The sequence below is a fragment of the Microcoleus sp. S36b_A4 genome (assembly GCF_036700645.1).
Taxonomy (GTDB): domain Bacteria; phylum Cyanobacteriota; class Cyanobacteriia; order Cyanobacteriales; family Microcoleaceae; genus Microcoleus.
The window spans coordinates 1-20,864 of the sequence record NZ_JAUBPI010000067.1; the positions used below are offsets into that span (position 1 = coordinate 1).

The 20,864-nt window shown below is 47.1% G+C and carries 25 protein-coding genes; 6 read left to right on the forward strand and 19 right to left on the reverse strand.

Annotated elements, in window-relative coordinates; all coding sequences use genetic code 11:
- Nucleotides 1-62: 62 nt before the first annotated feature.
- The 4 genes from QUA03_RS19810 to QUA03_RS19825 all read right to left on the reverse strand — a co-directional run bounded on the left by QUA03_RS19810 (nucleotide 63) and on the right by QUA03_RS19825 (nucleotide 2,703).
- The gene (locus QUA03_RS19810; protein WP_333214233.1) at nucleotides 63-1,214 is read right to left on the reverse strand and encodes a hypothetical protein; all 1,152 of its coding nucleotides are present in this window, start codon (nucleotides 1,212-1,214) and stop codon (nucleotides 63-65) included.
- Between the two features lie 120 nt (nucleotides 1,215-1,334).
- Nucleotides 1,335-1,697, reverse strand: coding sequence for a DUF2493 domain-containing protein (locus QUA03_RS19815; RefSeq protein ID WP_333214234.1), 363 nt, complete (start codon nucleotides 1,695-1,697; stop codon nucleotides 1,335-1,337).
- 70 nt (nucleotides 1,698-1,767) lie between these two features.
- Entirely contained in the window at nucleotides 1,768-2,259 is a 492-nt protein-coding gene (locus QUA03_RS19820; protein WP_333214236.1) for a hypothetical protein, read from the reverse strand.
- A 63-nt stretch (nucleotides 2,260-2,322) separates the two neighbouring features.
- Nucleotides 2,323-2,703, reverse strand: a complete 381-nt coding sequence (locus QUA03_RS19825; RefSeq protein ID WP_333214238.1) for a DUF4326 domain-containing protein — start codon at nucleotides 2,701-2,703, stop codon at nucleotides 2,323-2,325.
- 149 nt (nucleotides 2,704-2,852) lie between these two features.
- On the opposite strand from QUA03_RS19825, the gene QUA03_RS19830 reads away from it, so the two are divergent.
- Nucleotides 2,853-3,050 carry a hypothetical protein gene (locus QUA03_RS19830; RefSeq protein ID WP_333214240.1) on the forward strand — a complete coding sequence of 66 codons (198 nt, stop codon included), beginning with the start codon at nucleotides 2,853-2,855 and terminating at the stop codon, nucleotides 3,048-3,050.
- An 839-nt stretch (nucleotides 3,051-3,889) separates the two neighbouring features.
- Here the strand turns inward: QUA03_RS19830 and QUA03_RS19835 are convergent.
- The gene (locus tag QUA03_RS19835) at nucleotides 3,890-4,054 is read right to left on the reverse strand and encodes a hypothetical protein (protein ID WP_333214242.1); all 165 of its coding nucleotides are present in this window, start codon (nucleotides 4,052-4,054) and stop codon (nucleotides 3,890-3,892) included.
- Between the two features lie 50 nt (nucleotides 4,055-4,104).
- On the opposite strand from QUA03_RS19835, the gene QUA03_RS19840 reads away from it, so the two are divergent.
- On the forward strand, nucleotides 4,105-4,815 hold the full coding sequence (locus tag QUA03_RS19840) for a DUF4417 domain-containing protein (protein WP_333214244.1): 711 nt from the start codon (nucleotides 4,105-4,107) through the stop codon (nucleotides 4,813-4,815).
- A gap of 125 nt (nucleotides 4,816-4,940) precedes the next feature.
- On the opposite strand, the gene QUA03_RS19845 is transcribed toward QUA03_RS19840, so the two are convergent.
- The 5 genes from QUA03_RS19845 to QUA03_RS19865 form a co-directional block, all read right to left on the reverse strand.
- A complete protein-coding gene (locus QUA03_RS19845) occupies nucleotides 4,941-5,870 on the reverse strand; it encodes a DNA phosphorothioation-associated putative methyltransferase (RefSeq protein WP_333214246.1) in 930 nt (309 codons plus the stop codon).
- 83 nt (nucleotides 5,871-5,953) lie between these two features.
- On the reverse strand, nucleotides 5,954-6,412 hold the full coding sequence (locus QUA03_RS19850) for a hypothetical protein (RefSeq protein ID WP_333214247.1): 459 nt from the start codon (nucleotides 6,410-6,412) through the stop codon (nucleotides 5,954-5,956).
- 120 nt (nucleotides 6,413-6,532) lie between these two features.
- Nucleotides 6,533-7,399 carry a DUF5895 domain-containing protein gene (locus QUA03_RS19855; RefSeq protein ID WP_333214249.1) on the reverse strand — a complete coding sequence of 289 codons (867 nt, stop codon included), beginning with the start codon at nucleotides 7,397-7,399 and terminating at the stop codon, nucleotides 6,533-6,535.
- Between the two features lie 136 nt (nucleotides 7,400-7,535).
- Complete coding sequence (locus QUA03_RS19860; RefSeq protein ID WP_333214251.1) at nucleotides 7,536-7,832, reverse strand: hypothetical protein; 297 nt, start codon at nucleotides 7,830-7,832, stop codon at nucleotides 7,536-7,538.
- A gap of 72 nt (nucleotides 7,833-7,904) precedes the next feature.
- Entirely contained in the window at nucleotides 7,905-8,282 is a 378-nt protein-coding gene (locus tag QUA03_RS19865) for a hypothetical protein (protein ID WP_333214253.1), read from the reverse strand.
- A 150-nt stretch (nucleotides 8,283-8,432) separates the two neighbouring features.
- On the opposite strand from QUA03_RS19865, the gene QUA03_RS19870 reads away from it, so the two are divergent.
- A complete protein-coding gene (locus QUA03_RS19870) occupies nucleotides 8,433-8,783 on the forward strand; it encodes a hypothetical protein (protein ID WP_333214255.1) in 351 nt (116 codons plus the stop codon).
- 8 nt (nucleotides 8,784-8,791) lie between these two features.
- On the opposite strand, the gene QUA03_RS19875 is transcribed toward QUA03_RS19870, so the two are convergent.
- The 5 genes from QUA03_RS19875 to QUA03_RS19895 form a co-directional block, all read right to left on the reverse strand.
- Complete coding sequence (locus QUA03_RS19875) at nucleotides 8,792-9,694, reverse strand: DUF5131 family protein (RefSeq protein WP_333214257.1); 903 nt, start codon at nucleotides 9,692-9,694, stop codon at nucleotides 8,792-8,794.
- A gap of 68 nt (nucleotides 9,695-9,762) precedes the next feature.
- Nucleotides 9,763-10,395: a hypothetical protein gene (locus QUA03_RS19880; RefSeq protein ID WP_333214259.1), complete on the reverse strand. Its 633-nt coding sequence runs from the start codon at nucleotides 10,393-10,395 to the stop codon at nucleotides 9,763-9,765.
- Nucleotides 10,396-10,405: 10 nt separating this feature from the next.
- Nucleotides 10,406-10,828 (reverse strand): hypothetical protein, encoded by a 423-nt coding sequence (locus QUA03_RS19885; RefSeq protein ID WP_333214261.1) that lies wholly within the window; start codon nucleotides 10,826-10,828, stop codon nucleotides 10,406-10,408.
- A 132-nt stretch (nucleotides 10,829-10,960) separates the two neighbouring features.
- The gene (locus QUA03_RS19890; protein WP_333214263.1) at nucleotides 10,961-11,833 is read right to left on the reverse strand and encodes a siphovirus Gp157 family protein; all 873 of its coding nucleotides are present in this window, start codon (nucleotides 11,831-11,833) and stop codon (nucleotides 10,961-10,963) included.
- Nucleotides 11,834-11,919: 86 nt separating this feature from the next.
- Complete coding sequence (locus tag QUA03_RS19895; protein WP_333214265.1) at nucleotides 11,920-12,252, reverse strand: DUF3846 domain-containing protein; 333 nt, start codon at nucleotides 12,250-12,252, stop codon at nucleotides 11,920-11,922.
- An 87-nt stretch (nucleotides 12,253-12,339) separates the two neighbouring features.
- Here QUA03_RS19895 and QUA03_RS19900 point away from each other — a divergent pair, with 87 nt between their 5' ends.
- The 3 genes from QUA03_RS19900 (at nucleotide 12,340) to QUA03_RS19910 (ending at nucleotide 14,024) form a co-directional block, all read left to right on the forward strand.
- Nucleotides 12,340-13,209: a DNA phosphorothioation-associated putative methyltransferase gene (locus tag QUA03_RS19900; protein ID WP_333214267.1), complete on the forward strand. Its 870-nt coding sequence runs from the start codon at nucleotides 12,340-12,342 to the stop codon at nucleotides 13,207-13,209.
- 15 nt (nucleotides 13,210-13,224) lie between these two features.
- On the forward strand, nucleotides 13,225-13,494 hold the full coding sequence (locus tag QUA03_RS19905; protein ID WP_333214269.1) for a hypothetical protein: 270 nt from the start codon (nucleotides 13,225-13,227) through the stop codon (nucleotides 13,492-13,494).
- A 257-nt stretch (nucleotides 13,495-13,751) separates the two neighbouring features.
- Nucleotides 13,752-14,024, forward strand: coding sequence for a hypothetical protein (locus tag QUA03_RS19910; RefSeq protein WP_333214271.1), 273 nt, complete (start codon nucleotides 13,752-13,754; stop codon nucleotides 14,022-14,024).
- A gap of 577 nt (nucleotides 14,025-14,601) precedes the next feature.
- Here the strand turns inward: QUA03_RS19910 and QUA03_RS19915 are convergent.
- The 4 genes from QUA03_RS19915 to QUA03_RS19930 all read right to left on the reverse strand — a co-directional run bounded on the left by QUA03_RS19915 (nucleotide 14,602) and on the right by QUA03_RS19930 (nucleotide 20,707).
- Nucleotides 14,602-15,597: a hypothetical protein gene (locus tag QUA03_RS19915; RefSeq protein WP_333214273.1), complete on the reverse strand. Its 996-nt coding sequence runs from the start codon at nucleotides 15,595-15,597 to the stop codon at nucleotides 14,602-14,604.
- 76 nt (nucleotides 15,598-15,673) lie between these two features.
- Nucleotides 15,674-16,480: a DNA cytosine methyltransferase gene (locus QUA03_RS19920; protein ID WP_333214274.1), complete on the reverse strand. Its 807-nt coding sequence runs from the start codon at nucleotides 16,478-16,480 to the stop codon at nucleotides 15,674-15,676.
- 37 nt (nucleotides 16,481-16,517) lie between these two features.
- On the reverse strand, nucleotides 16,518-16,859 hold the full coding sequence (locus QUA03_RS19925) for a hypothetical protein (RefSeq protein WP_333214276.1): 342 nt from the start codon (nucleotides 16,857-16,859) through the stop codon (nucleotides 16,518-16,520).
- A 2-nt stretch (nucleotides 16,860-16,861) separates the two neighbouring features.
- On the reverse strand, nucleotides 16,862-20,707 hold the full coding sequence (locus QUA03_RS19930) for a toprim domain-containing protein (protein WP_333214278.1): 3,846 nt from the start codon (nucleotides 20,705-20,707) through the stop codon (nucleotides 16,862-16,864).
- Between the last annotated feature and the right edge of the window lie 157 nt (nucleotides 20,708-20,864).

Sequence of the window (20,864 nt, forward strand, 5' to 3'; positions counted from 1 at the left end):
TGTTTTGGTAAAAATTGTAATCTCACACTTTTTTCATTATAACCGATAACTAATCAACTTATTTATTTTTCATTCCTAACTCGGCGTTTGGATTGTTTTACGCTCTTGATTCCGAGTTCGGCATCGATGTCGGGTTCCATGCCTAATAAATGGACGTTGCGCTCCATCCATTCGCTAACTTCATCTAGGGTGGCAGCGCGCCGTTTCAAGGGTCTTGGCTGCGGTTGTTGGGGCTTTGGATGCTGGGCTTTGATGCGATTGGCTTGGTTCCGAGCTTCCTCAAACTCTTGCGGGTCAGCATTCTCGGCTGCGTCTATCGCTTCATTGATCCGGCGGGTTGCCTGCTTTTCGGGTGCTTCAACTTGGCGTTGGATGAGCTTGTTCTCGTTGATTTCGAGGAGCCTCGCCTTCACTCGTTGGAGGTTGCGCTTGCGGGCTTGGGCCGATTCCAAACCTAGGAAGAAATCCGGTGCTGCGATAAATTCCTTGATACCGCTGTTCACCTTGGCGGCTAGTTCGAGCATTTCACCGAGGAGTTTGGCTGACTTGGACGTGAGCGCCGCTGCTCCCGTGGTGTCGAAGTAAATGCGCCCTTGCCAGCAAGTATCGCCCCGCATTTGCTCGACCAGCACGTCCGGGATGTTCGAGAAATTGGGTGCAGAGAGGGCGACCGCCCGCTTGTTGGGATTGCGGAAGTCTGCCTCAATTCTGATGCCGCTGGGGAGGTCACTCGTGTACCGCGCTACGTTTTCTAGGGATTCTGACGATTCGTCTTCAATGCGTTCGAGGATGCGGTGCCCCCACTCGTCCAGGGCTACTGAGAGCAGTTCTTCGGTAACGGCCAGCAAATCCTTGAGTTTGGTCAAATCTTGGATGCGGTCTAAACCAAAGGTATCCTCGAAATGAGCGCAGAAACGCTCCCAAAGATATTTATTGAGCTGTTGGGAATCCCATTCATCTTTGGAATAGGAACCGTCTTCTTGGCGGCAGCCCGGTGCGATGACGAATTGCTCTAATTCTCCCTTGGATTTAGCATCCGTGAAGCTGGCTCGTTTATCTCGGTGCTGCCAAGCGACTTGTCTCAACCCGTAGTAGAGTTTCTTGTAGGTGGCGAGGGCATCCTTGATAACCGTTTGGGCTTCGGCACCGATTGCCGCTTTTTCTGAAGCCTTGGGCGCGTAGATTCCGAGTTGCGATTTGTTGATGAAGTTCACGGTTTTTCTCCTGAATTTGACTTGTGTTTGCACCGAATGCGAAAGCAGTTTTATTTACTTTCCTTTTTTCTTTTCTCTTCTTGTCTCTGAGCCTTTTAATGCCTTGCTCAGGGCAGTCTTTTAGGGACGGTAGCGCACGATTCTCAGAGCCAAGTTGTATTGATTGGCTAGATTAATCATGTGCTGGGTTCCCCGTGATTCTCCATCCCAGAAAACGATGCAGTGAGTGGCATACTGCGCCATTGATTCGTTGCGCCGATAACCCGCTGATTTACCGTATCGATTCCAATCTGCTGGCATTACCTTGAGCGCAATTCCCTTCGATTTGGCGTAGCGTTCGCCGAGGCGATCGGCACCCCGCGCTCCTCCAGATACTATTTCTATCTGGTCTGGAGAATAGCGCTGGAGGTACATATCTACCAGTTCTTCTAGTAATTGATAATCGTTGAAATCTCTGGAACCCGCGATGATTGCTTTGAGCACTGTCTTTTCCTCATGTTGTCAGTACAAAAAAAAGGTAGAGATGTTACTCTCTACCTCGTTTCAAATCCCGTTAACTCAGTTGTTGTTTGTACTCGCTCCGCATTTTCCAAAATGTGATGCTGAAACGTTCTTGGCTGTGCCACAATACTGCGTGGGGTAACTTGCAGTTAAATTCGTAGATATCTCCATCCTCCAAACCAACAACTTCCCGATTGTTGGGTAAACCAATCCCAAACTTTGCGGTTCCGAGATTGACACCCCGGGCGGTAGCTGTTGCGTAGTTGTGATCTCGGTGCCAATCAATTTTCCCGTTGTAGGTTAACAATGCAATATCGCATCCTGGGAAAACTCGCCGAGCAAATTTCTGGATTCGATTGTCCGAATAAGCTGGATAAACTTTGGCATTAGTCCGCAGATCGCATTCGGCAAAAATCCACATTCTCATTCTGCCGGGAGCATAGCGGGATACATCATGGCTCATGTCCTGGATTCGTTCTCGACACCAATTCCTCAAATCTTGGATGGAATTTGGGTCTACTTTGTTGATGAACTTAACTGTCATTGTCTTTTCCTCCGTTAATTAGTTAATACAAAAGCGAGGTCTTTCGACCCCGCCCGAAAACCCTTACAGGTCATTCTTATTCATCCATTCCAAACAATTGACAATCACATCTCCGTGACACAACTCCGAATCTTTACACCAACAAGTCAACTCCAGAGAATCAAAATCCCATTTGTTCATCAGTTTTTTGGCACTGGTTTGTAAATACTTCAACTCATTCCACGCTGCATTGGGTTTCCCCGCCATACCTTCTTTTACTTGTTCCCAAAGCCATTGTCGATAGAGCGCAACTACCTGCTCGCGAGAACCGTGTTTGCCAATTACAAATGGATTGGCTAGAGGGCTTGGCTTTAATTGATAGGCTTTGTTTCCCCGTCCGATGTAGACTCGATGTAGGGCATTGAATCCGAATACACCATCTTTTCCAGATGTTCGTTCAAACATTTGTCTTTTCCTCAGTCACTACACTTTTAGGAGACAGGGGTGCGAGGAAAAGTTAGATTTTGTTAGGCTTGCGCGAGCGTCAACTACTTCTTAGCTAATCCGGTAGTTGCGACCGTTTTGTTGGCTTCTCGCCCTGTGTTTAGTAGCAGTTGGCGAGTCTTCGAGCCTTACTGCTACTTGATACGGGGCGAGAAGCTTACAAAACTGCCAGCTACCCGATTAGCTTAGAAGTTGTCCGCGAACCAAGTCTTACAAAATCTTGCTTAGGTCAAGGCTTAGAGTTTGCTCTTGAGAAGAGGTTAGAATTGGCAAGATTTCAGACGCCGACAACACGCCAAAATAAATAGAATAATTCGTTGTCGGCGTTTGAAATCTTAGCCAATTGTTAGCGAGTCGAAAGATTGCAAACTGTTACTTGCTCTCGGACGCTTACGGAGACTTAGCAAATACGGTTCGCTTACAAACTGCAAATTTTCACGGACTCACTTGGCGAATACGGTTTGGTTAGTGTCAGTTAGCGAGTCTTCGAGCTTACTGACACTTAGTAAACCCTATTCGATTAGTGAGACAGTGAAAATTCCTTGCAGTTTGTTAGCGAAGCCTATTTGGTTAGTCGGAGTTAGCGTGCGTGAGGCCTTGCACATTTTTCCGACCGCCTCTGTATACTGCCCAATGTAGTGACGGCCCAGCGGCCTGAGCGGCCCCAAATAAATAAAAGCGAAGCAACTGCTTTTGCGAGGAAGTTCGGGGGAGCAATTTCGCATTCATGCTAGAAATCCTCCCCCGAACTTCCGAGGAGTGTCTCCCCCCGAGGGGGCAGGGGGGGGCAACGAAACCAACGCGCAGCAACCTTTTGAACTTCAAGTGCAATCGATAATGCGGGTAGTGAAGTGTTCCCCGAATGTTTGGATTGGAGCGGGCGATCGTGTAGGACAATCGCTTCGTAGTCAAAAGTGCGCTTCATCCCAAAACCATGATGGCAATAACACCACGGGCGATCGTTGATGCAGGCACACTCTTAAAGTAAGGCGCGGACACAGGCAATATTCACCGCTGCTTTGGCTATAATTGTCCTAAAATAACGCCATTTTCCTGCAAATAGTGAACTTCTAGGAACTAAATAAAGGACAATCTACACTTTACAAAACGCTTATTGTGATTGAAAACGAGCTTTTTTCTTCTGTGTTCAAAACTTTCGATAACTACCACATAGGAAATAACATCGGTGAGGTTTAGTTTTGACGGTTAGCAGCAAGTAGTGGGCGAGCAGGGGAGCATCAATACACTTAGTTTTGACGGTTTGCAGCAAGTAGTGGGCGAGTAGGGGAGCATCAATGAAGTTGGTTTTCACGGTTTGCAGCAACTTGTAGAGCGGGTTAGCAAAGGAAGAGCAAACGAACAATGTTACATCCAAAGCCAGAATCACTTTCGAGCGATCGTACTGAAGCGGGGAAGTTACAAAGGAAGCTGCTGCGGGCGGGGGGTTTGGTATTCCCTGCCGATGATTGGGATGTACCCATGCTGATGCCCGAATGGCAAGCAACGGGTCTGGAACTTCCCCTGGACGCTTGGGGTAGCAAAGCTAAGAAGCGGGGAACTACGGGAACGTTCCACTTTTACCAGGATGATTACAAATTTACGCAACTGCTCTCCAATCCGATGGCATTACCGGTTCTTTATCCCAAGGCAGCCTGCGAGTTGAATTTCAGCACCGACTTGAATACGCCCCTGGCTTACCTGATGGGATTGATTTATGCTAAGCGGTGGACGAGTCGGGTTTGGCAATCAGAAGCAGCGATTCGGATTTGGGTGGATGTTAACTTTGCTGCTGAACAAGCTCCTTGGCAACTATTGGGAGTACCCAAAGGATGGAGGGCTTACTCGACTAGGGGATGCGGCGATAACTTCCAGTACAACCTAGACCAGTGGGAAATGGCGTGTGAACGGGCCGAGACGAAGGAAATCGTGTTCTTGGTAGTGGGAGGCGGCAAGAAAATCAAGGAACAGTGTACCAAGCGCCATTGGATATGGGCTCCCAGCTTTTGGGAAAGGGCAACGGGTAAATTTGAGGGAGAAGGGCAAGGGGGAAGTAAGGATGGGCGGCAGGAGTAGCGGGGGATGGGGCAATAAATTTGAGGAAGCGCTTCAGAGGTTAGCGATGTTGGAAGATAACCCGAATACTAAGGGAAAGTACGGCATCAAGCAAGTTAGACCAGGGCGGTGGTCTGTCCTTCCTATTAGTTGGCGGGGGGTGACAAATCCATTTGCGCCATAGAAAAGTGAGCCATGAAACCTGGTTTAGGAGCCACTGTAACTTTAGTCGCGGTGGGTGCCGGTTCTTTAAGAACTTGGTGGATGTAATCAATTCGGGAGGTAAGGAAATCCAATTGTTCTCGGCGCTGCAATGCTTTAGCTGCTTCCTTGAATTCGGGAGACTCAAGCGTTCCCAGATGCACTACAAAGCTCTTGCCCTTTTTACCCGGCAAATCTCGATTGGGAGAGCGCAATCGGTAATAAGTTTGATTGCTGTTGCTGGGTGAATAATCCTCAATGTAAGCACCTTGGGGCAGTAAGGTTTTACACTCCAATCGATAGCGCTGTTTCTTATAATTGACGAGCAAGCGCTGAAGTTCGGAAGGTGGAGTATTGTAAGCTGTGAGAACTTTTGATGGAACCTTGGGGATAGCCCAAATGCAGTTTTCTAGACGCACTAAATCGCATCCCAATATTGCTTGCAGGTAAGCTTTTCCCGAAGTGGCACAGTAGTGTTTTTCAAAGGTACTCCACTTGGTGATGATGCCGTCGTTGAAGCGATATGCCGACTCTTTAGCCTTACCCGACAGCAATCCCACGATGAGATATTTCTGAGCTAAGTTCCAGGCAGCAACCAACACTTGTTCGCGTTCTGCTGGGTCTTCGATTACCGAAAGTACGAAGTTGAGCATTACTGCATCAGCGGGCAATGGGCTCGAATCGGGGAAATAGTACGGGTCGTAACGGCTGATTACGGGATATCCCATAGCGCTCAACCGTTCTGCATCTTGCCCGTAACCGCAACCGTAATCGGTGATGGTAGTTTCTGGGGTGATGAATCCAAAGTCAATTGCCCTTTGGCAAGGTCGGCTTAATTTATGGCGGTTGATAGCTGCTTTGTGGCGGTGTAGCATTTTGTTTGGCGTTGGGTGCGCTGGTTCAACTAATAAGATTGTACCTCCCAGGACTAGCCTGGGAGTGCGATTCAATTATTCAATTAGAAGGGAATATCGTCGGTTGCCCAAGTATCTGTTACCCGGTTGCTAACATCCCAAGAGCTAACATTTCTGAGAGTTGTGGGTGTTTTCGCCGGGGCGGGGACTACCGATACCTTGATTTCAACATTCCGCCTTTCCCAAGAACGGCGGTTGTATGCTTTGAGTTGTTCCAAGTCCATGCCCCACTTTTGCTGAGCGTAACTCACCAGTTGTTCCAGAGTAAAGCGCTTATCCTGGGGCGTTCCGAATACTTCTGCAAACTTAGCTTTGTAGGCATCCCAGGAGAACGTATCGCCTTGAGCTAATTTAGATTTCCTGAGCGCTTTTCCTTGCAGTTCTCGGATGGCATAGTAGGCGCTTGCCCATTCTTTTTCGGAGTAGTCCTTGACGGTAAAGCCATCGCCGAAGGCAGCATCAAAGTTAGGGAGTTGGGGTTGTTTGGCAGTTGTGCGAGCCATAGTGTACCTCTGATTCGTTGTTTTCAACCGTTGCGATAGCCGTTTTGTTGTGGTTTCTTCTGTGCTTTTAAATTGTTTGAGTTCTGGGGAATCGAAGTTACTCAATTCCCCAGACGTGAATTAGCTTTCAGATAAGGCTAAGGGTGGAGATGATGAAAATTGGAGTGCGGGGATGGTCAAAGGGCGTTCTGGTTCCAAGGCTTCCCAAGTCCATTGTTTGGTGGATTGGTCATAACCTAGGAAGTGCTGCTTCCAAGTTTCTAGGGTAGGCTTTGTATGCGAGCTAACGTAACAGCAGGGTGATTTCTTTTTCTCTCCAACTAACTGGCGCTCTACCTCGAACTCGAATACGCACAAGCTCTTGAAAGCAGCATTCTTGGGTTTGGCGGCAATGCCGTTTTCGATGGCATGGCACGCTGTAATCTCGGTGCAGAATTGCTGCCAATGTTGACTGAAACTCGCTTGATTCGCTCCTTTGGCTTTGTAGCTCAAAGGAATTGAATGCAGGGGTTGATTGTCCGAATTGACCAAGAATACCTGGAACAACTGGATGTTGCTAATGCGCTCGTTTTCCTTTGCCGCGCGATCGTACAAGCCCAGGATTACCGTTTGCTGTAGTTTTTCACTTTCATCTCGGTCAAAGGCAAGCACCGGTGTTTTTGGACAAACAATCATCCGGGGTTTGCGGAGAAGGATTCCTTGCTCGGTTTCTCCTGAATTAAAGGTGTACTCGATTAGTTGGGATTCATCGAAATTTAGCCAACCGGCTTGTGCCATCTGATCGGCAGTTACGAAGTAGCCACAGTGTTCTAAATTCGATTCTCCCCGCACTGCTTGAATGCGCGGTAGACGAGCTTCGGGGTCTACGAAATCGGGACTGGCAAACTCGTCACGTTCGATGGTAGCTTCTACCATTTCGGGAGCGGGCATTACTTCGGATTGGATAGCTGCATCGAATTGAACATTTGTATCGGATTTCTTAGCCATGATAAAGCCTCCTATTTTTCACCCCAGCGAAAGCCTTTTACTTTCACTTTCATTGATTGTTAGTTATTGATACTTGATGTTAAAGAACCCCAAATAAACTTAATTACTTGGGGCTGTTCTCTCCCTCTATCTCTGGCTATTGCAGGTGTACTGGATTCACCACAAGCGCTCCATATTCTTCGCCTTCTGGGATGAAGTCTTCAACTAAAGCGCCGTTTACTTTAACTGTGGCTACAGCTTTGTGATTGCTTGTAACTTTGTGATACTCGGAACGCACAGCTTCTCTTGCTTTGTCTTGTAAAATTTCGATGCAGCAATCTTCATCTTCTTCGGGGTCTATTTGCGCCCATAACGAACAGGATAAGTCAACTGAATTAAATCCACCCAAGTTAAATTTACGGGTGTAGCCTACGGCAATGGTTCTGATGTTCATGGGTTTATTTTTCCTAGTGTTGCACCCCAAGCGTTAGCAATTACTTGGGAGTTTTGTTGATTATTAATGCTGTTAGAAATGGTTTGATTCAAAATCATAAGCTTGGGGATTGGGGGTAATCTCGTCCTCAGTCAGCCACTTGGTTTCTCCTTGACCGTTGATACCTTTGACTCCGTAGTACCAAACGGGTTCAGCCATCAAAGAGCCGTGCTGCCACCTGGGGGCGTAGAGTTCGATGCCAAAGATGCGCTTTTCTTCCCAATCATCAATGGGTAAATCTGGGGTAATCAGCCACACTTTTTGACCGATGGAGTATGCCGGTGTCGGGACAAACCACTCATCGGAATCGGCTGCAACTTCGAGACAACACCGCAACTCGATGGTTTGATTAGTTAATGCAATGCGGTAAGGTTTGGGTAATTGAATGGGTTTATCGGGTTGAATTAGCATGGCAATTACTAGCTAGTTTCACCCCAAGCGATAGCCGTTACTTTGATATTTTCTGGTTCATTATAATTAGAATTAATTAATTAATTAATAACTTAATTCACTTCAATAAAAGGGCTAACGCTTTGGTTGAAAACAAGATTAATCAAAGCCATGAACCCGAATCAACCCGGCTGTTATTTGATACACTGGCAACCCGCTATCGGTAATCTAACTAATCCCAGAGCCACGGCATCCCATTATTTAGGCAGCACTCAGAAACCCGTGAGCGATCGCTTCAACGAACACCAATCCAAAGTGGGAGCACGCATCACCAAAGCTGCGGTGGAAAAAGGAAGAGAGTTGGTGTTGGTGAGGACTTGGGATGGCGGGTGGAATCGGGAACGGGAACTCAAGAAGCTCCACAACAATCGATTGCTCTGCCCTATCTGCAATCCCCAGTGCGATCGCAAACACCATAAATCCAGGACGCACAAGAGCTGTGGAGCAGCAGGGAAAGATTAGCGATCGCTTCAAAGGAACACAGGAAATTGGCGGACTCTCAAATCCTCAGACCATTCTTCCATATCGCCTCCTTTTGGATCTTTGAGCGACAGGTATTGACTACCCACAACAGGTCGAGAACCCAATTGTTTCAGGAAGAATGGTACTTCCGCCTCCTCGCATTGTTCTTTAATGGCTCTGAGCAAATCAATAGGGCAGGGTCGTGCTTTTGATTTGGAGGGATGAGATTCTCCGCCTGCAATGATCCAATCCAGACTTGGGTGATTGTGAGGCAACCACTCTGATTTTAAGCGCACTTTCCCACACAATGGCTCCATGCTTAAATAAACAATTGGTTTGTTTTTTAGAAGCCGTTTAATTTCCAGCAACACGGGTACTCGCTGGTCAGCAAAGACTTGGTTTTCTGTGCTAGTTCCAAGCCATACATTAGTTAGCGGCCACTCTCCCTCCATACTATTCTGCTCATTCACAAATATCCTAGATTCTGGGAAACTCTGGAAATATTCAAGCATTCTTTCCGGTCGTTTTGTTAACACTTGAAAAGTATGTTGAGTACACTGAGCCATTTGTTCCCAGACGCGATCGATAAACTCAAAGGGTACATTTTTGTGGAACAAGTCGCTCATGTTGCAAACAAACACCATCATCGGCTTTTGTCGAGGTGTTACCCAATCTAAGCGGTCTAGATGACACTTGACTATTCCCGTCCAATTCAACACCGATTGATTGTCGATTATTGTCTTCTTTACCGTATTAACGTAAGGCTCTGATACTTTAGGATTGGGATTGTGTGCTAATCTCCAACTATCTTTGATAGCGTAGCAATTCATGCACCCTGGACTGATACGTTCGCAACCTGTGGTAATAGGCCAAGTCATATCAGTCCATTGAATCTTGGTGTTTTTAGTCATGATTGAATCCTCATTCGTTTGTACTCATGCCGAGGCTGTAATATTGATACTTCCTCGGCATAGATTATTTAGTTATTCTCTAATTGCTGTTGGTGTTCCTTAGCTTCTGAAATTCTACGCTTGAGAGTGTCTAATGCCGTTATTGCTGTCCAATTACCCCGATTCGCTAGTTGGATATATTGCTGTATCAATTCTTCGGTAATGTGTTGGTCTAGCCACTGCACTAACTCTGCGGTTGCTTGGTGTGCTTGGGGATTGGTGTTGCCGAACATCTCGAACATTCCCAACTTCTGCATCTGCTCTAAGGTCATATTCTTTACCGCTTTTACGGCTTCTTCAAACTCTTGCTCTGAGAATGTGGGTGACTCCTGGGGATGCTGCTGTAACAGAAAATAATCGATTTCTTTGTACGCGCCGACATACATTTTATGGTGAACACAGTCGCATAAAATAGCGTGTTCTGGCATTTCATCATCGGAACCTAAATTGTAGGGTTCCAAGTAAATAGCGAGGGCTATGTGTTCTATGAAAGGTGCATACACCGCGTAGTAGCTAAATGTAGCTATCCCCCTGCCATTGCTCCACGTGGCTTTGCTTCCTTGGTAGTACAGAGCAAAGTATTGAGTGTTGCTGACTCCAATCATGGACGGTAACATGGGTGGCATGGGTACGGGTAATTCGATAAAGTGCGTTCCTAACATGATTCTTCTCCTATTCAAATAAAAACAACGCTTTATCATCATCTTGATGATTCTTGGCATATTCGATGTCTACCTGCTTTCTCAACCCTTCAAACTCATTAAATAAGTCAGTGCGGACGTACTTGGTATTCTTGACACTAAAAAGCTTGTAATAGGCACGTTGCCACTGGTCAAAAGAGTTTAAGGATGCCGTGTAGTACAGCAACCAATCGCAGTTGTTGAGGTGCTTAAATCCCCATTGCTCATTAGTCCATTCGGTATTCACATTTCTGCTATGCCAACAAAGATACACCGCTCCTGGTAATCCTTTGAGTAGCACTATTTCGTACAAGTTCCAAGCTTTTGTGTATTCATGGCACAGTTCTTCGTTGATGCACTCTCCGCATTCATCTAATCCCATTTGAGTGCAATCTAATCCTAAGTTGCAGTGCATAGTGTACCTCTAACTTACTATGTTTTCTACCCTAGCGATAGCCATTTTATTAAAGTTATTTTCTCTTTTTATTTTAACATTTAGCCTGAAACCATCACTTTTATTCATGATTGTTTCAGGCTTGCTGGCAATCTAGCGAACTCTCAAATGAGTTTCTCTTTCTCCGAATTGTGCAACTCGTTGAGCTTCGATATCTCCTGCTTCTAAGGCTTGTCGGATAGCGCCATTATCGGGTGATACTTCAATGCGTTGAAACTGGGGAGGAAGTTGTTCGGGTTCACAAACCAATTTTAGAGGTAACACTCCGCCATTGTTGCTGATAGTTAAACTAAAGCGGTGCAGGCTTAGTTTCTTGACACCTTGGGATTCGAGACAACTTTTGAGTTGTTGCTTCATCCATTCCACTCGTTTGCTATCGGTAACAGCAAGTTTACTCAGGCGTTCTGCTTCAGCCTTGCGTTGTTTACTTAGGGCGTGGCGGTTGGTAATGGCAGCGCAGTAGTTATCAACTTTGGTGAGCCATTGCTCGTAGGTGCTATCCCGTTGTTCAAGGAGTTGTTGCACCGCTGCTTCTAATTCAGGTGTGATTTCTTCACCTTCGATGCTGTCGATTAGTTCATCCAAGTCTTCCAATTGAGCAGTGAGTTGGTGCAATGATTTACCGGATACTCGTTCTTTGGCTCGATGCGCTTCACAACGAGTGGTGATGAGAGCACGTTGGTCTGGATTCATGTGCTGCCACACTCGCTGCACAATGGAGTCGGATTCAGGAGTATCTGGAGTGTCGTGTTGTGTGACTAATTGAGCTTTGAGGGTGCTTAGTGCTTCTATTCCCTGTTCTGATGCTGCTAGCAATTGAGCGCACAGGGCATCCAATAAAGGTGTTTGGGGTGTAGATTCAAGTGATTCAGTGGAAGTAGCAGCTTCCAGGATGGCTGGTGATTGTGTCTTCTTTCTGGGCATGATGTTGTTGCTATGATTGTTTGCACCCATTGCGATAGCCATTTTGTTTGAGTTTTGTTAGTTATTACTTATTGGTTATTATTTAAAATAAAGGAGTTGCCCCAAGTGCGGACTTGAGGCAAGGTTTATTAGGCAATTACCCAAATTAGATTCGTGACAACTAATTGAAACTGCGCTTCTGTTAACCCAATTGTTTCGCCATCATCCGTAGATGCAGCAGCAATTACTTGACCATTAAGTGCAATACTTCGACGGGTGATGCAGGTTAAGGGCAATTCTTTGAATGAGAATTCCTCATCGCAGATTAAATCGATTTTTGGGTCAGGGAATTGGTAGCGCACGTATTCTATATACGCATCCTCGCCTTCAATGCCTACTCGGTTTTGCAGGTCGGCGAGTTGTAACTTTTCTGCTACTTCTAATCGGTGGATTCCGGTATTGTTAATCAAAGCGTAGAGCATAGGTAATTTCCTATTATTTACACCCTAGCGCTAGCCATTTTATTTAAATTATTTGTATATTTAGATTATTATTAATTGGATGGTGCGATGACACAAACACATTTAGAAAATGTCATAATACCCAGACACAAAGCTGCTCTCAAGCGCAATGAATTGAGTTTACCGATGGCTGCTGCTGTTGATAGGGGAATTCTGTTACCTCATCACACGCACTTAGATTATGGATGCGGTCGCGGTGATGATGTTCGCTTCCTCCAAGCAATGGGTTTTCGCTCTAAGGGTTACGACCCTTACTACTTTCCCCGCACTCTAAAAAGAGCGGTTGATGTTGTTACCCTGCTTTATGTTCTGAGCACCATTGAAGTTCCCATGCTTCGGTGTGAAGTGCTCTATCACGCTTACCAACTCACTCGTCAAACTCTGGTGGTTAGCGCTATCACTGGGCGATCGGCTAATCATGCGGGTGTTGCTTACAATGATGGCGTAATTACGCGGTGGGGTACGTTTGAGAAGTGCTACTCACATACCGAACTCAAGCACTTAATTGAAGATACTTTGGGTGTACCCGCTCGTTACCTGGCTCACAATACCTATACCGTTTCTCATAACTCTCATGCTCTTCCTTTGATAATCCACAGCAGTGATCGCTCTTACTTAGCACAATGCCACTCTCTGCTTCATTCCCAGCAGCAGGAATTGAAGAGTGCTTGGATTCCTCCCGCAGATGCCATCATTGAAAAACATTCCTCAATTCAGAAGGGCAAGCGCTATTACTATTTTAGGTTGAAGTCTCGTTCTCGCTCTCTCCCTAATGGCAAGCTAACCATGCACCTGGGCAATGCTACCAACCAATGCTACTTGGATGCTGTGCAAGCGATAGAGCGCAGGGACTTACTCCGCATCAATGAACGGAGGTTGATTCGGATTGAAGCTATACTTAGTGGGATGAGCGAATGAATGGAGGATGCAGTCATGACTAATGTTATTTCGATGAAAGATTGGGTACCGGGTTGGGTTAAAGATTCTTACCTCACTGAAGATGAAATTAATACCTTTGAAGAAGAAGCCCGCCAATCTCAATTAAAGCAAGAGGATGTCGGAAGTGCTTCGGATCATCAAACCGCGTTAGTTAGGGAAGCTGTAACCAAGTTAGAATCCATAGACCGAGATAGTTTAGAGAAATGGCTGCACCGCATTCCTGCTCAATTGTTAGGTGAATTAGTAGATAAACCCCAAAGCTAAAAACTTTCAATAAAACGGCTTACGCATTGTGTGTAAATAAATAGTAATTTAAGGAGTATGGACGATACAGCGCGTTTGCAATTGATAGCAAAAGCCAAGCTGCTCGAACAATTAGTGTTAGTTTGATTGAAAGAATGAGAGCCTACACCACAGCCTGACAATAAAACTTGATGTAGTCTAGTTTAACGAAGTAATAAAATAGTTGCTATCAGTTAAAATTAGAGAAGCGGAGTATACACCAAAGGGTAGAATAAGGTTTGGTGTATACTTTTTTGTTGCTAATTAACGGCAGAGTTACTATTAACTTAATTGCTCGAATCGCAGTATACACCAAGACTCCCTGCTGTCGCCGCTTCAAACCGAGTCTCCACGCTTTGATACTGGCATTGCTTCAAAGCGTGGGAATTGTTGAATCCTGCTCGGTTATCGCACATCCTCCCCTCCGAGGTGTGGCTTCACTCAGCATTCTCCGAGCATTCTCCAAGCTTCACTACCCATCCACAGATTCATTACCAGCGATCGGGGTGTAACGAGGGGTCAGACCCTCTGAAGAACCCTGATCACTTTCTTAGTTTGTTGATGCGTATGGGTTTGAAGTAAGTGATCAGGGTGATCAGGGCGATCGGGCACTCCTACCCTTTTTTTTAAAGGGGGTGTCTTGTTAATTGAGAACTACCCCTACCCCTTCATTTTTTTAGGGAGTAGTACCCTGATCGCCCTGATCACCCTGATCACCACCTTCAAACCATTGATTTTGCGTAGTCTTTTTAGTGATCAGGGCATAGTGAGGGGTGAGACCCTACAATGTGCCTTGATCACCTTTGTATTGCTCAAAGTATTGATATTGCATAATGTGTTAGCTGATCAGGGTAATATCAGGGGTAAGACCCCACACTCTACCCTGATCGCCTTGTTACTTAAAATCAGGGGTAAGACCCCTCGTTTGTATGGTGGGCATTAAACGCAGAAATAATCTCCGCACCAATGAAGAGAGAAAGATGCGGATTGAAGCGGTGGTTGATAGTCAAAAAGTTAGAGAGACATCAAAAAACTAAGAGACGGCAAAGAAAGAGCTACCGCCTTGTTTGAAAAAGACGAGGCAATCAATCACAGTTGCCGGCCCAGTACCTCAGTAACTATTGCAGCTACTCCCAACTTATTGCTAATGGCTTCCCTGACTTTGGGGAGTTTACCCACTGGAATGTAGACGCTCTTCACCTTCCACTTGCCGTTCACTTTAACTTTGTAGCGGTAGTGGTTAACTATGCTTTCACACTTCCAAAAGCTATACACCAAGCCACTGCCACCCTGAACAGTTGGAGCTTGGTGTATACTCTCGGCTAGTGAATCATTGGTTGCATTACTGTCACTTTGATTGCAATCACCGGGGTATACACCAAGACTGAGTATTGAACTTTGGTGTACACTCTCGACTGGCAAAGCAACTGGGATGTTAGTATTAGTTTGCTTGCTGTTATTTTGGGATAAACCAAGAAATATTTGATAGTTTGGTAAGGCTTGGTGTATACTGTGGTTTGATAGAGTAATGCTAAAGTTGCTGTTAGCTGTATTCTGGATTACTGAGTATACACCAAGGAAAGGTAATGAGGCGTGGTGTATACTATCGTTTCGTGGACTGATGGGCAAGTTACGATTAGTAACGCTGTCAGAGTCTAAAGATGCCATCACAGGAGCTAATTGAGCTTGGTGTATACTCTCGGTTAGTGCAGTGATGTTAGAATTGCTATCCGCTTGGGTTTCAGAGTTTGAGGATACACCAAGGGTTTCCGCAGGCGGAGTTTGTGCGAGTTGATCTAGTTCAATACATTCAAAGCGTATTACCCAAACTTCCTGACTGCTGTTGCCTTTAAAGTAGCGTTGAATAAACTCTGGGACTGAGGAACACATTCCCCCCTCAGCCTGCAAATCTTCCTCTGGCATTGCTGTAAGTTGCTCTTTGTAGGGAGCGCAAAGTAATCGACACCAACCAATGTGTTTGCCTCCATAGCGGATATCTTTATCCAAAGCTTTGATTAGCTTATTCTGCTCAAAAGCATGGATAAATTTCTGGGCGTGGCTGTCTTTCCAAGAGCGACGTGTCACCGTTTTGTAAGTAAGATATGGCAGCGTTTTGCCGAAGCTAATACCCAACCCTGATAATGCAAACTCGGTGGTGTTTTCAATCGATGATTCCGAAAGCTTGGGCGAGATGCTGCACCCGTGTGAGAGCAATGTAAGCTTGTCCGGGCATAACGGTTTTGGCAAAAAGGTATCTGGCTCGGATTCTACCTTTGGTTCTGCTCTTGACTCCAAAGTGGGAGATAGAGATGTTGTGCTCGAAAGGCAATCCATCCAGCCCTGGGGGAATCCGAATATCAACTCCATCCCCGTCGCGGACAAATAGTGGGATGGGGAAATGATGCCGAGCTTCCTGAGCGATTGTTCGCACTTCGTTAGCCCAGCCGGTCTGGAAGTGGTGCTCGTATTGCTGCTGTGCAAAGTCCTGAAGGTAAGCGACGATAAAGACTCGGTTTCTCTGATGTCCAGCTCCCACTTCCTTTGCCGATATGAGGAGCGGGTCTGTGACACAATATCCTGCCATTCGCAAAGAGGCAACGACTTCTCTACCTCCTCGGACGAGCAAGCCTTCTGGATTTTCGACAACCACAAAGCTGGGTCTAACTTCGAGGATAACTCTGAGCATTTGCCACCACAAACTAGATTCTGGATGAGCCAATCCTCCTCGCTTTCCGGCATTGCTCGTCCCGGTGCAAGGGAAACCTCCCCAGATGCAATCGTATTGTCCTGGGGCTGCGCTAAATGTTCGGATGTCGCTGTGAATCGGGATGTGGGGATAGTGCTGTCGGAGTACATATTGAGCGTCCTCATCGATTTCTACAAACTGTTCGACTGTGAAACAATTTAGGGCGGTGGCTGCTAGCTCAAAACCGCCTATGCCACTGAAGAGTGAAAGCGTTCGCATCATCCTTGATCCTCCTTTTTGGGAATCACAACAGAGCTGATTAAATTGGTGACTCAGCGGGTGTCAATAATCCCTTAGTATCCTGAATTCCCGCTTCTAAAGCTAATCTTGGTGTATCAAATTCACCCTGTAACTCACCGAAGAGGGAAGCACTATAAGCTAACCGATAAGCAAACTTCTGGTGGTTGCTTGATGAGTGCCACACTTCGACATAATGCCAGCCCTTCAAAGGTTTGGTGAGCCAGAACTTATCTCGAAGAATCGGGGCTGCAACTTGTTTGGTTTGCCATCGGTGATTGCAGTTGTCGCACCATAGCTCCAAACTATGGGGATGACGGCGGTAAATGTCAGGAGAAGCACAATTCGGGCATTGTTTATTCATAGCTAAAACCAATCCTCCGATTCTGGTGAAAATCTATTTTCGGGTTTTGAAGGGGGATGAACCTCGGGCAAGAAATTGAGTTGTTTGGGTTCAAGGTTTGTTACTTCTACCTCCGCCTTTGTTACTTCCCCTTCAACTGTTAGCTCAACGTCTCCCATCGCTAATTCAAGCGCTTGGGCATAAACCGATGCTCCTAAGTCAAATAATCCTGATTTATTGATTCTTTCCACCCAATTACCGATACCCAACAAGCATTGGCTCCACAAATCAAACTGCTGCCATTGATGGTTCAGTGCCTCTGCATCCAACAGCGACCAAGCTGCGATTGCTTCCCTCCACTTCTCGATATCTTGGGGAATCCCCTTCTCAAATTCTTCCCTCAATCCTTTTAGTTGGTCTTTTACCGAGGGTGTCAATGCAGCAAAGATTTCAGAGCGCTGGTGATTCGGTACACCCAATCCCTTCACCGCTTCATAGGTTGTGCCATCTCGGTTGGCTAGTTCTGAAAGCTGGGATACCCATTCATCAATTCCGAGCAAGCGATCAGGGCGATCTGTGTTGATCAGGGTAGATAACAACTTCTCACCTCTTTTCTGAGGGGGGGTGTTTTGTAGATTCGGAACATCCCCCACCCTTTCATTTGTTAGGGAAGTAGTACCCTGATCACCCTGATCACCCTGATCACTACCTTCAAACTCTTGAGTTTGCGTGATGTTTCTGCTGATCAAGGTAGACTGTATGGTGACACCCCCCGTTATGCCCTGATCGCCTTGTTGATTCAAATCAGGTGCAAGGCTCCCCATCTTTTGTTGTTCGTGCCATTCTTCAAAAGCCAGCAACCCGCCTTCAGAGCAACGGAATTTGGCACACCGCCACTCAGGTTCAGGGTGTGGTTGATTTGGCTTACCTTGATAGCCGTTAGAAGCATCCTCAGCGACTGAAATATCGACCATGACCCCCGGTAACAGAGTCATGTGAGTCCAGTGAGCGGGTTGTAACTCGCCATCTTTGCGCTGCCTGGGTATGTGGTGTTGGGGGATTACTGTTTTGAGGTGAGCGATGAACTTGCTCATCCCCCGGTTATCCGAGTAGCCGTGCGCTTTGCAGTAAGCGATGAACCAACTGTGGAGTTCGTGGTTTTGGATGACTGAAGCACTTTCGGTCGGTCGAAAGCAAAGGTCAATGAAGCTGCGTACCGGGTCGCCGTAGGTAGCGGCATCAAGTTTGGCAAGGCGGATGCGATTGTTCTTGGAAGGTTGCAGCAATATGGCATCACGTTCACTTCGGGGCATTGCCAGCGCCCAGGATACGATATCCGCTTTGACGGCAGAGAGTTTATGGCGCAGGTAGGGGTCTTCCAATCCTTCCCGTCCCTTTGATAGCAATGGCAAGCACCGCCTATCCCAGCCATCACCCGCATTCTCGATTTGCAGGTGGTCAACAGAAGCAGCCACAAATCGGCAGTTCCATTCTTTGGTGTACCCGCAGGATGAATAAAGGCTGCGACCCGAAAGTTTGCCATTATCCACCAATTCATAAAAAGGTCTAATCCCGGTGATGTAACCCCCGGTGTCGGGAATGGTGTACAAAGATTTACCCGTGAGGTGTTGATGACGCGATTCGGGATTGCTCAATTCTGCAAAGTCACCGGAGTGCGAATCCTCCAACCCAAAGATTTCACCCCAGAGCCTGAGTAGAGTTCCCTTACCCGAACCCGAAGGCCCGATGATGTGAATGAACTTACCATAGGGTGCCGTAGGGTCAATCAGCATCGAAGTGTAGGCTCTCACTGCTTCCAATTGGTCTTCACCAAAAGCGGAGATGATGAAGTCGAGGAAAACTTGGGGGCACGGGCGATCACGAACGTAATCCGATTCAATGACCGAAGTGAGATAGTGAGCCGGGTCGTGGGGTAGGAGTTCTCCCGTTCTCATATCCACGGTGCCATTCTGGAATGCTCTAAAGTGCCTGTGTTGGGGAGGTTCTAAGTACAGGCGCTTCATGGCGTACTTGAGTGCGGAGTTGGTGCAGCTTTCACTGGAAAAGGGGAACGTTTCTTCCCATTCCCACTTGCTCACTTGATGGAGTTTGAATACCTTTTCGCTGCACGTTGCAATCATGTGTTCGCATCGCTTTTCGTCCTGGCGTTGCCACCATCCCGCCCCGGTGTATTGATACATGGCGCTGTTGATGGCTTTGTAATGCGTTCCGAATACTTTCCTCACCGCAAAGTCATCGAAAGTCCGCCCCCTGGTGTAGTAGTTGAAGTCGAGCCCCAACTTGTCGCACAGACTCCGGTAAAACGCATCCCGCTTGCGGTCGGGGCACTTGGTAACTTGCGCTGAATGCTCTTCATTGCCCGCACCCAATCCTTTACCAAACTCCAGTAACCAAGGTGGCGGGGAATTTCCCAAAGTTTCACCAATGGTCGGCCAATAGAATATGCTCAGCGCTACGGCATCCTTTATATTGGTTGCCCACTTAGTTGCTTCTAGGAGCACTGCTTGTTTATCCGCATCGGTGTTTCCCGACAAGCGAGTGATTTGTTGGGCTTTCCACCTCAACCCGTGCTGAGCTTTTTCCAAATGGGTATGTTCCAACCAAGCATCGATGCCGTTGCGGGCAATGAATTTATCTGGGTCGCCATCGCCATCTTCACCCACCGGCAATCGGGGAGCTACATAAGGTATAATCCCCGCCAGCAACAAAGATTTGATGCAGCTTTCAATACCCTTATCCCCCGCGCTATCCGGGTCAAGGCAAATCACCGCTCTCTCGATTCCCGATCGCCGTAGTGACTGCACCTGTTCTCCCGACAAGCTGGCAGCGACACAAGCTATAACTCTGGTATCTCCCAGCGCTTGAGCCACCGCTGCATCCGTCACCCCTTCGACTACCACCACTTCTTTGTGACCCGCTGCCAAAGCTCTATCGAAGTAAAGCGGTGATTCCTTCGTTGCCAGCCACGCCCCCTCTTCATCCTTGGGATTCCAGCAAGCATATTTCTTAGGGATTGTCGGTTCGACCCAAGGTTGCTCTATCTTCTTCGCTTCGGAAAGTTTTCCCCAAGCTCGATAGCCCGCATCCCTCTCGCCCTTCCATCCCCGGTGGTGCTTTTTGAGGGGTAGGGGTTTTGTGGGACAGTGACCGTACACAGTAAGCGGTTGACCCCATGCCGTGTGCCAAGGAAAAGTGACGTATCCTTCCCACTTGCGGGTCAACACGCCCGCTTCTTCAGCAATCTCTAAGCTGTGGTTATGCTCTTTGAGCCTTGCTGCAACTTCATCCTTGCTCAGGTAGTACCCCAATCCCAACTCGGCGATCGCCTCTCGGCTCATGCCCCTCTCTGCAATCAAGTGGTTGAGAGCGCCCGTCCCCGCTTCGCCCCACAGCCAATTTTGGCATTGAGCGTACACCGCAGCCAATATCCCCCGGCGCGCTTCCCACTTCGCCGCTACTTCGATTTCCCTGGGACTGTGTTCGCGTTCTGGCAGCTCGACTCCCACCCTCGAAGCTGCTTCCCGCAAGGCTTCCACCCAATCAATGCCCTTGGGATGCTCCCACCGGTTCACCTTAATGCTGTGGATGTAAGCAAGGGGGTCGCCTGCAAACTCGCATCCCGCATCATAAAAGCGCAGAGTATCGGGCCACACCGCAAACGAAGTCCCAGACTTGCTTTTGCGAAACGGACTACCACCCCGCCACTTCTGAGTGCTGCGCTGGAATTGATGTGAGGGATGGTCGTACACCAAGTCGGCAGTGAGTCGGGGCAATACCTCCTGCTCCCAAAACCTTAACAAACTGCCATCTTTAGCGGGGGTGTTGCTGTTTTCCGAAGAATCTGTCATGATGGAATTCCTTATTAATAATTTTTGAGCCCTCTTTTTTTCAAGGAGGGTTTGTTTTTTTTGAACCTGTGTTCTTTTCTGCGTGACCGATGTGTTAACTTTGAGTTATCCTATGAGTCAATAGATTCGCCAATCATTGACAAATTATCCCCTCTGT

Bases quoted from the DNA above. Each gene is read 5' to 3' on its own strand.
- QUA03_RS19820 (WP_333214236.1), bottom strand. From the start codon at position 2,259: ATGACAGTTAAGTTCATCAACAAAGTAGACCCAAATTCCATCCAAGAT.
- QUA03_RS19825 (WP_333214238.1), bottom strand. From the start codon at position 2,703: ATGTTTGAACGAACATCTGGAAAAGATGGTGTATTCGGATTCAATGCC.
- QUA03_RS19840 (WP_333214244.1), top strand. From the start codon at position 4,105: ATGTTACATCCAAAGCCAGAATCACTTTCGAGCGATCGTACTGAAGCG.
- QUA03_RS19845 (WP_333214246.1), bottom strand. From the start codon at position 5,870: ATGCTACACCGCCACAAAGCAGCTATCAACCGCCATAAATTAAGCCGA.
- QUA03_RS19850 (WP_333214247.1), bottom strand. From the start codon at position 6,412: ATGGCTCGCACAACTGCCAAACAACCCCAACTCCCTAACTTTGATGCT.
- QUA03_RS19855 (WP_333214249.1), bottom strand. From the start codon at position 7,399: ATGGCTAAGAAATCCGATACAAATGTTCAATTCGATGCAGCTATCCAA.
- QUA03_RS19860 (WP_333214251.1), bottom strand. From the start codon at position 7,832: ATGAACATCAGAACCATTGCCGTAGGCTACACCCGTAAATTTAACTTG.
- QUA03_RS19865 (WP_333214253.1), bottom strand. From the start codon at position 8,282: ATGCTAATTCAACCCGATAAACCCATTCAATTACCCAAACCTTACCGC.
- QUA03_RS19870 (WP_333214255.1), top strand. From the start codon at position 8,433: ATGAACCCGAATCAACCCGGCTGTTATTTGATACACTGGCAACCCGCT.
- QUA03_RS19875 (WP_333214257.1), bottom strand. From the start codon at position 9,694: ATGACTAAAAACACCAAGATTCAATGGACTGATATGACTTGGCCTATT.
- QUA03_RS19880 (WP_333214259.1), bottom strand. From the start codon at position 10,395: ATGTTAGGAACGCACTTTATCGAATTACCCGTACCCATGCCACCCATG.
- QUA03_RS19885 (WP_333214261.1), bottom strand. From the start codon at position 10,828: ATGCACTGCAACTTAGGATTAGATTGCACTCAAATGGGATTAGATGAA.
- QUA03_RS19890 (WP_333214263.1), bottom strand. From the start codon at position 11,833: ATGGCTATCGCAATGGGTGCAAACAATCATAGCAACAACATCATGCCC.
- QUA03_RS19895 (WP_333214265.1), bottom strand. From the start codon at position 12,252: ATGCTCTACGCTTTGATTAACAATACCGGAATCCACCGATTAGAAGTA.
- QUA03_RS19900 (WP_333214267.1), top strand. From the start codon at position 12,340: ATGACACAAACACATTTAGAAAATGTCATAATACCCAGACACAAAGCT.
- QUA03_RS19905 (WP_333214269.1), top strand. From the start codon at position 13,225: ATGACTAATGTTATTTCGATGAAAGATTGGGTACCGGGTTGGGTTAAA.
- QUA03_RS19920 (WP_333214274.1), bottom strand. From the start codon at position 16,480: ATGATGCGAACGCTTTCACTCTTCAGTGGCATAGGCGGTTTTGAGCTA.
- QUA03_RS19925 (WP_333214276.1), bottom strand. From the start codon at position 16,859: ATGAATAAACAATGCCCGAATTGTGCTTCTCCTGACATTTACCGCCGT.
- QUA03_RS19930 (WP_333214278.1), bottom strand. From the start codon at position 20,707: ATGACAGATTCTTCGGAAAACAGCAACACCCCCGCTAAAGATGGCAGT.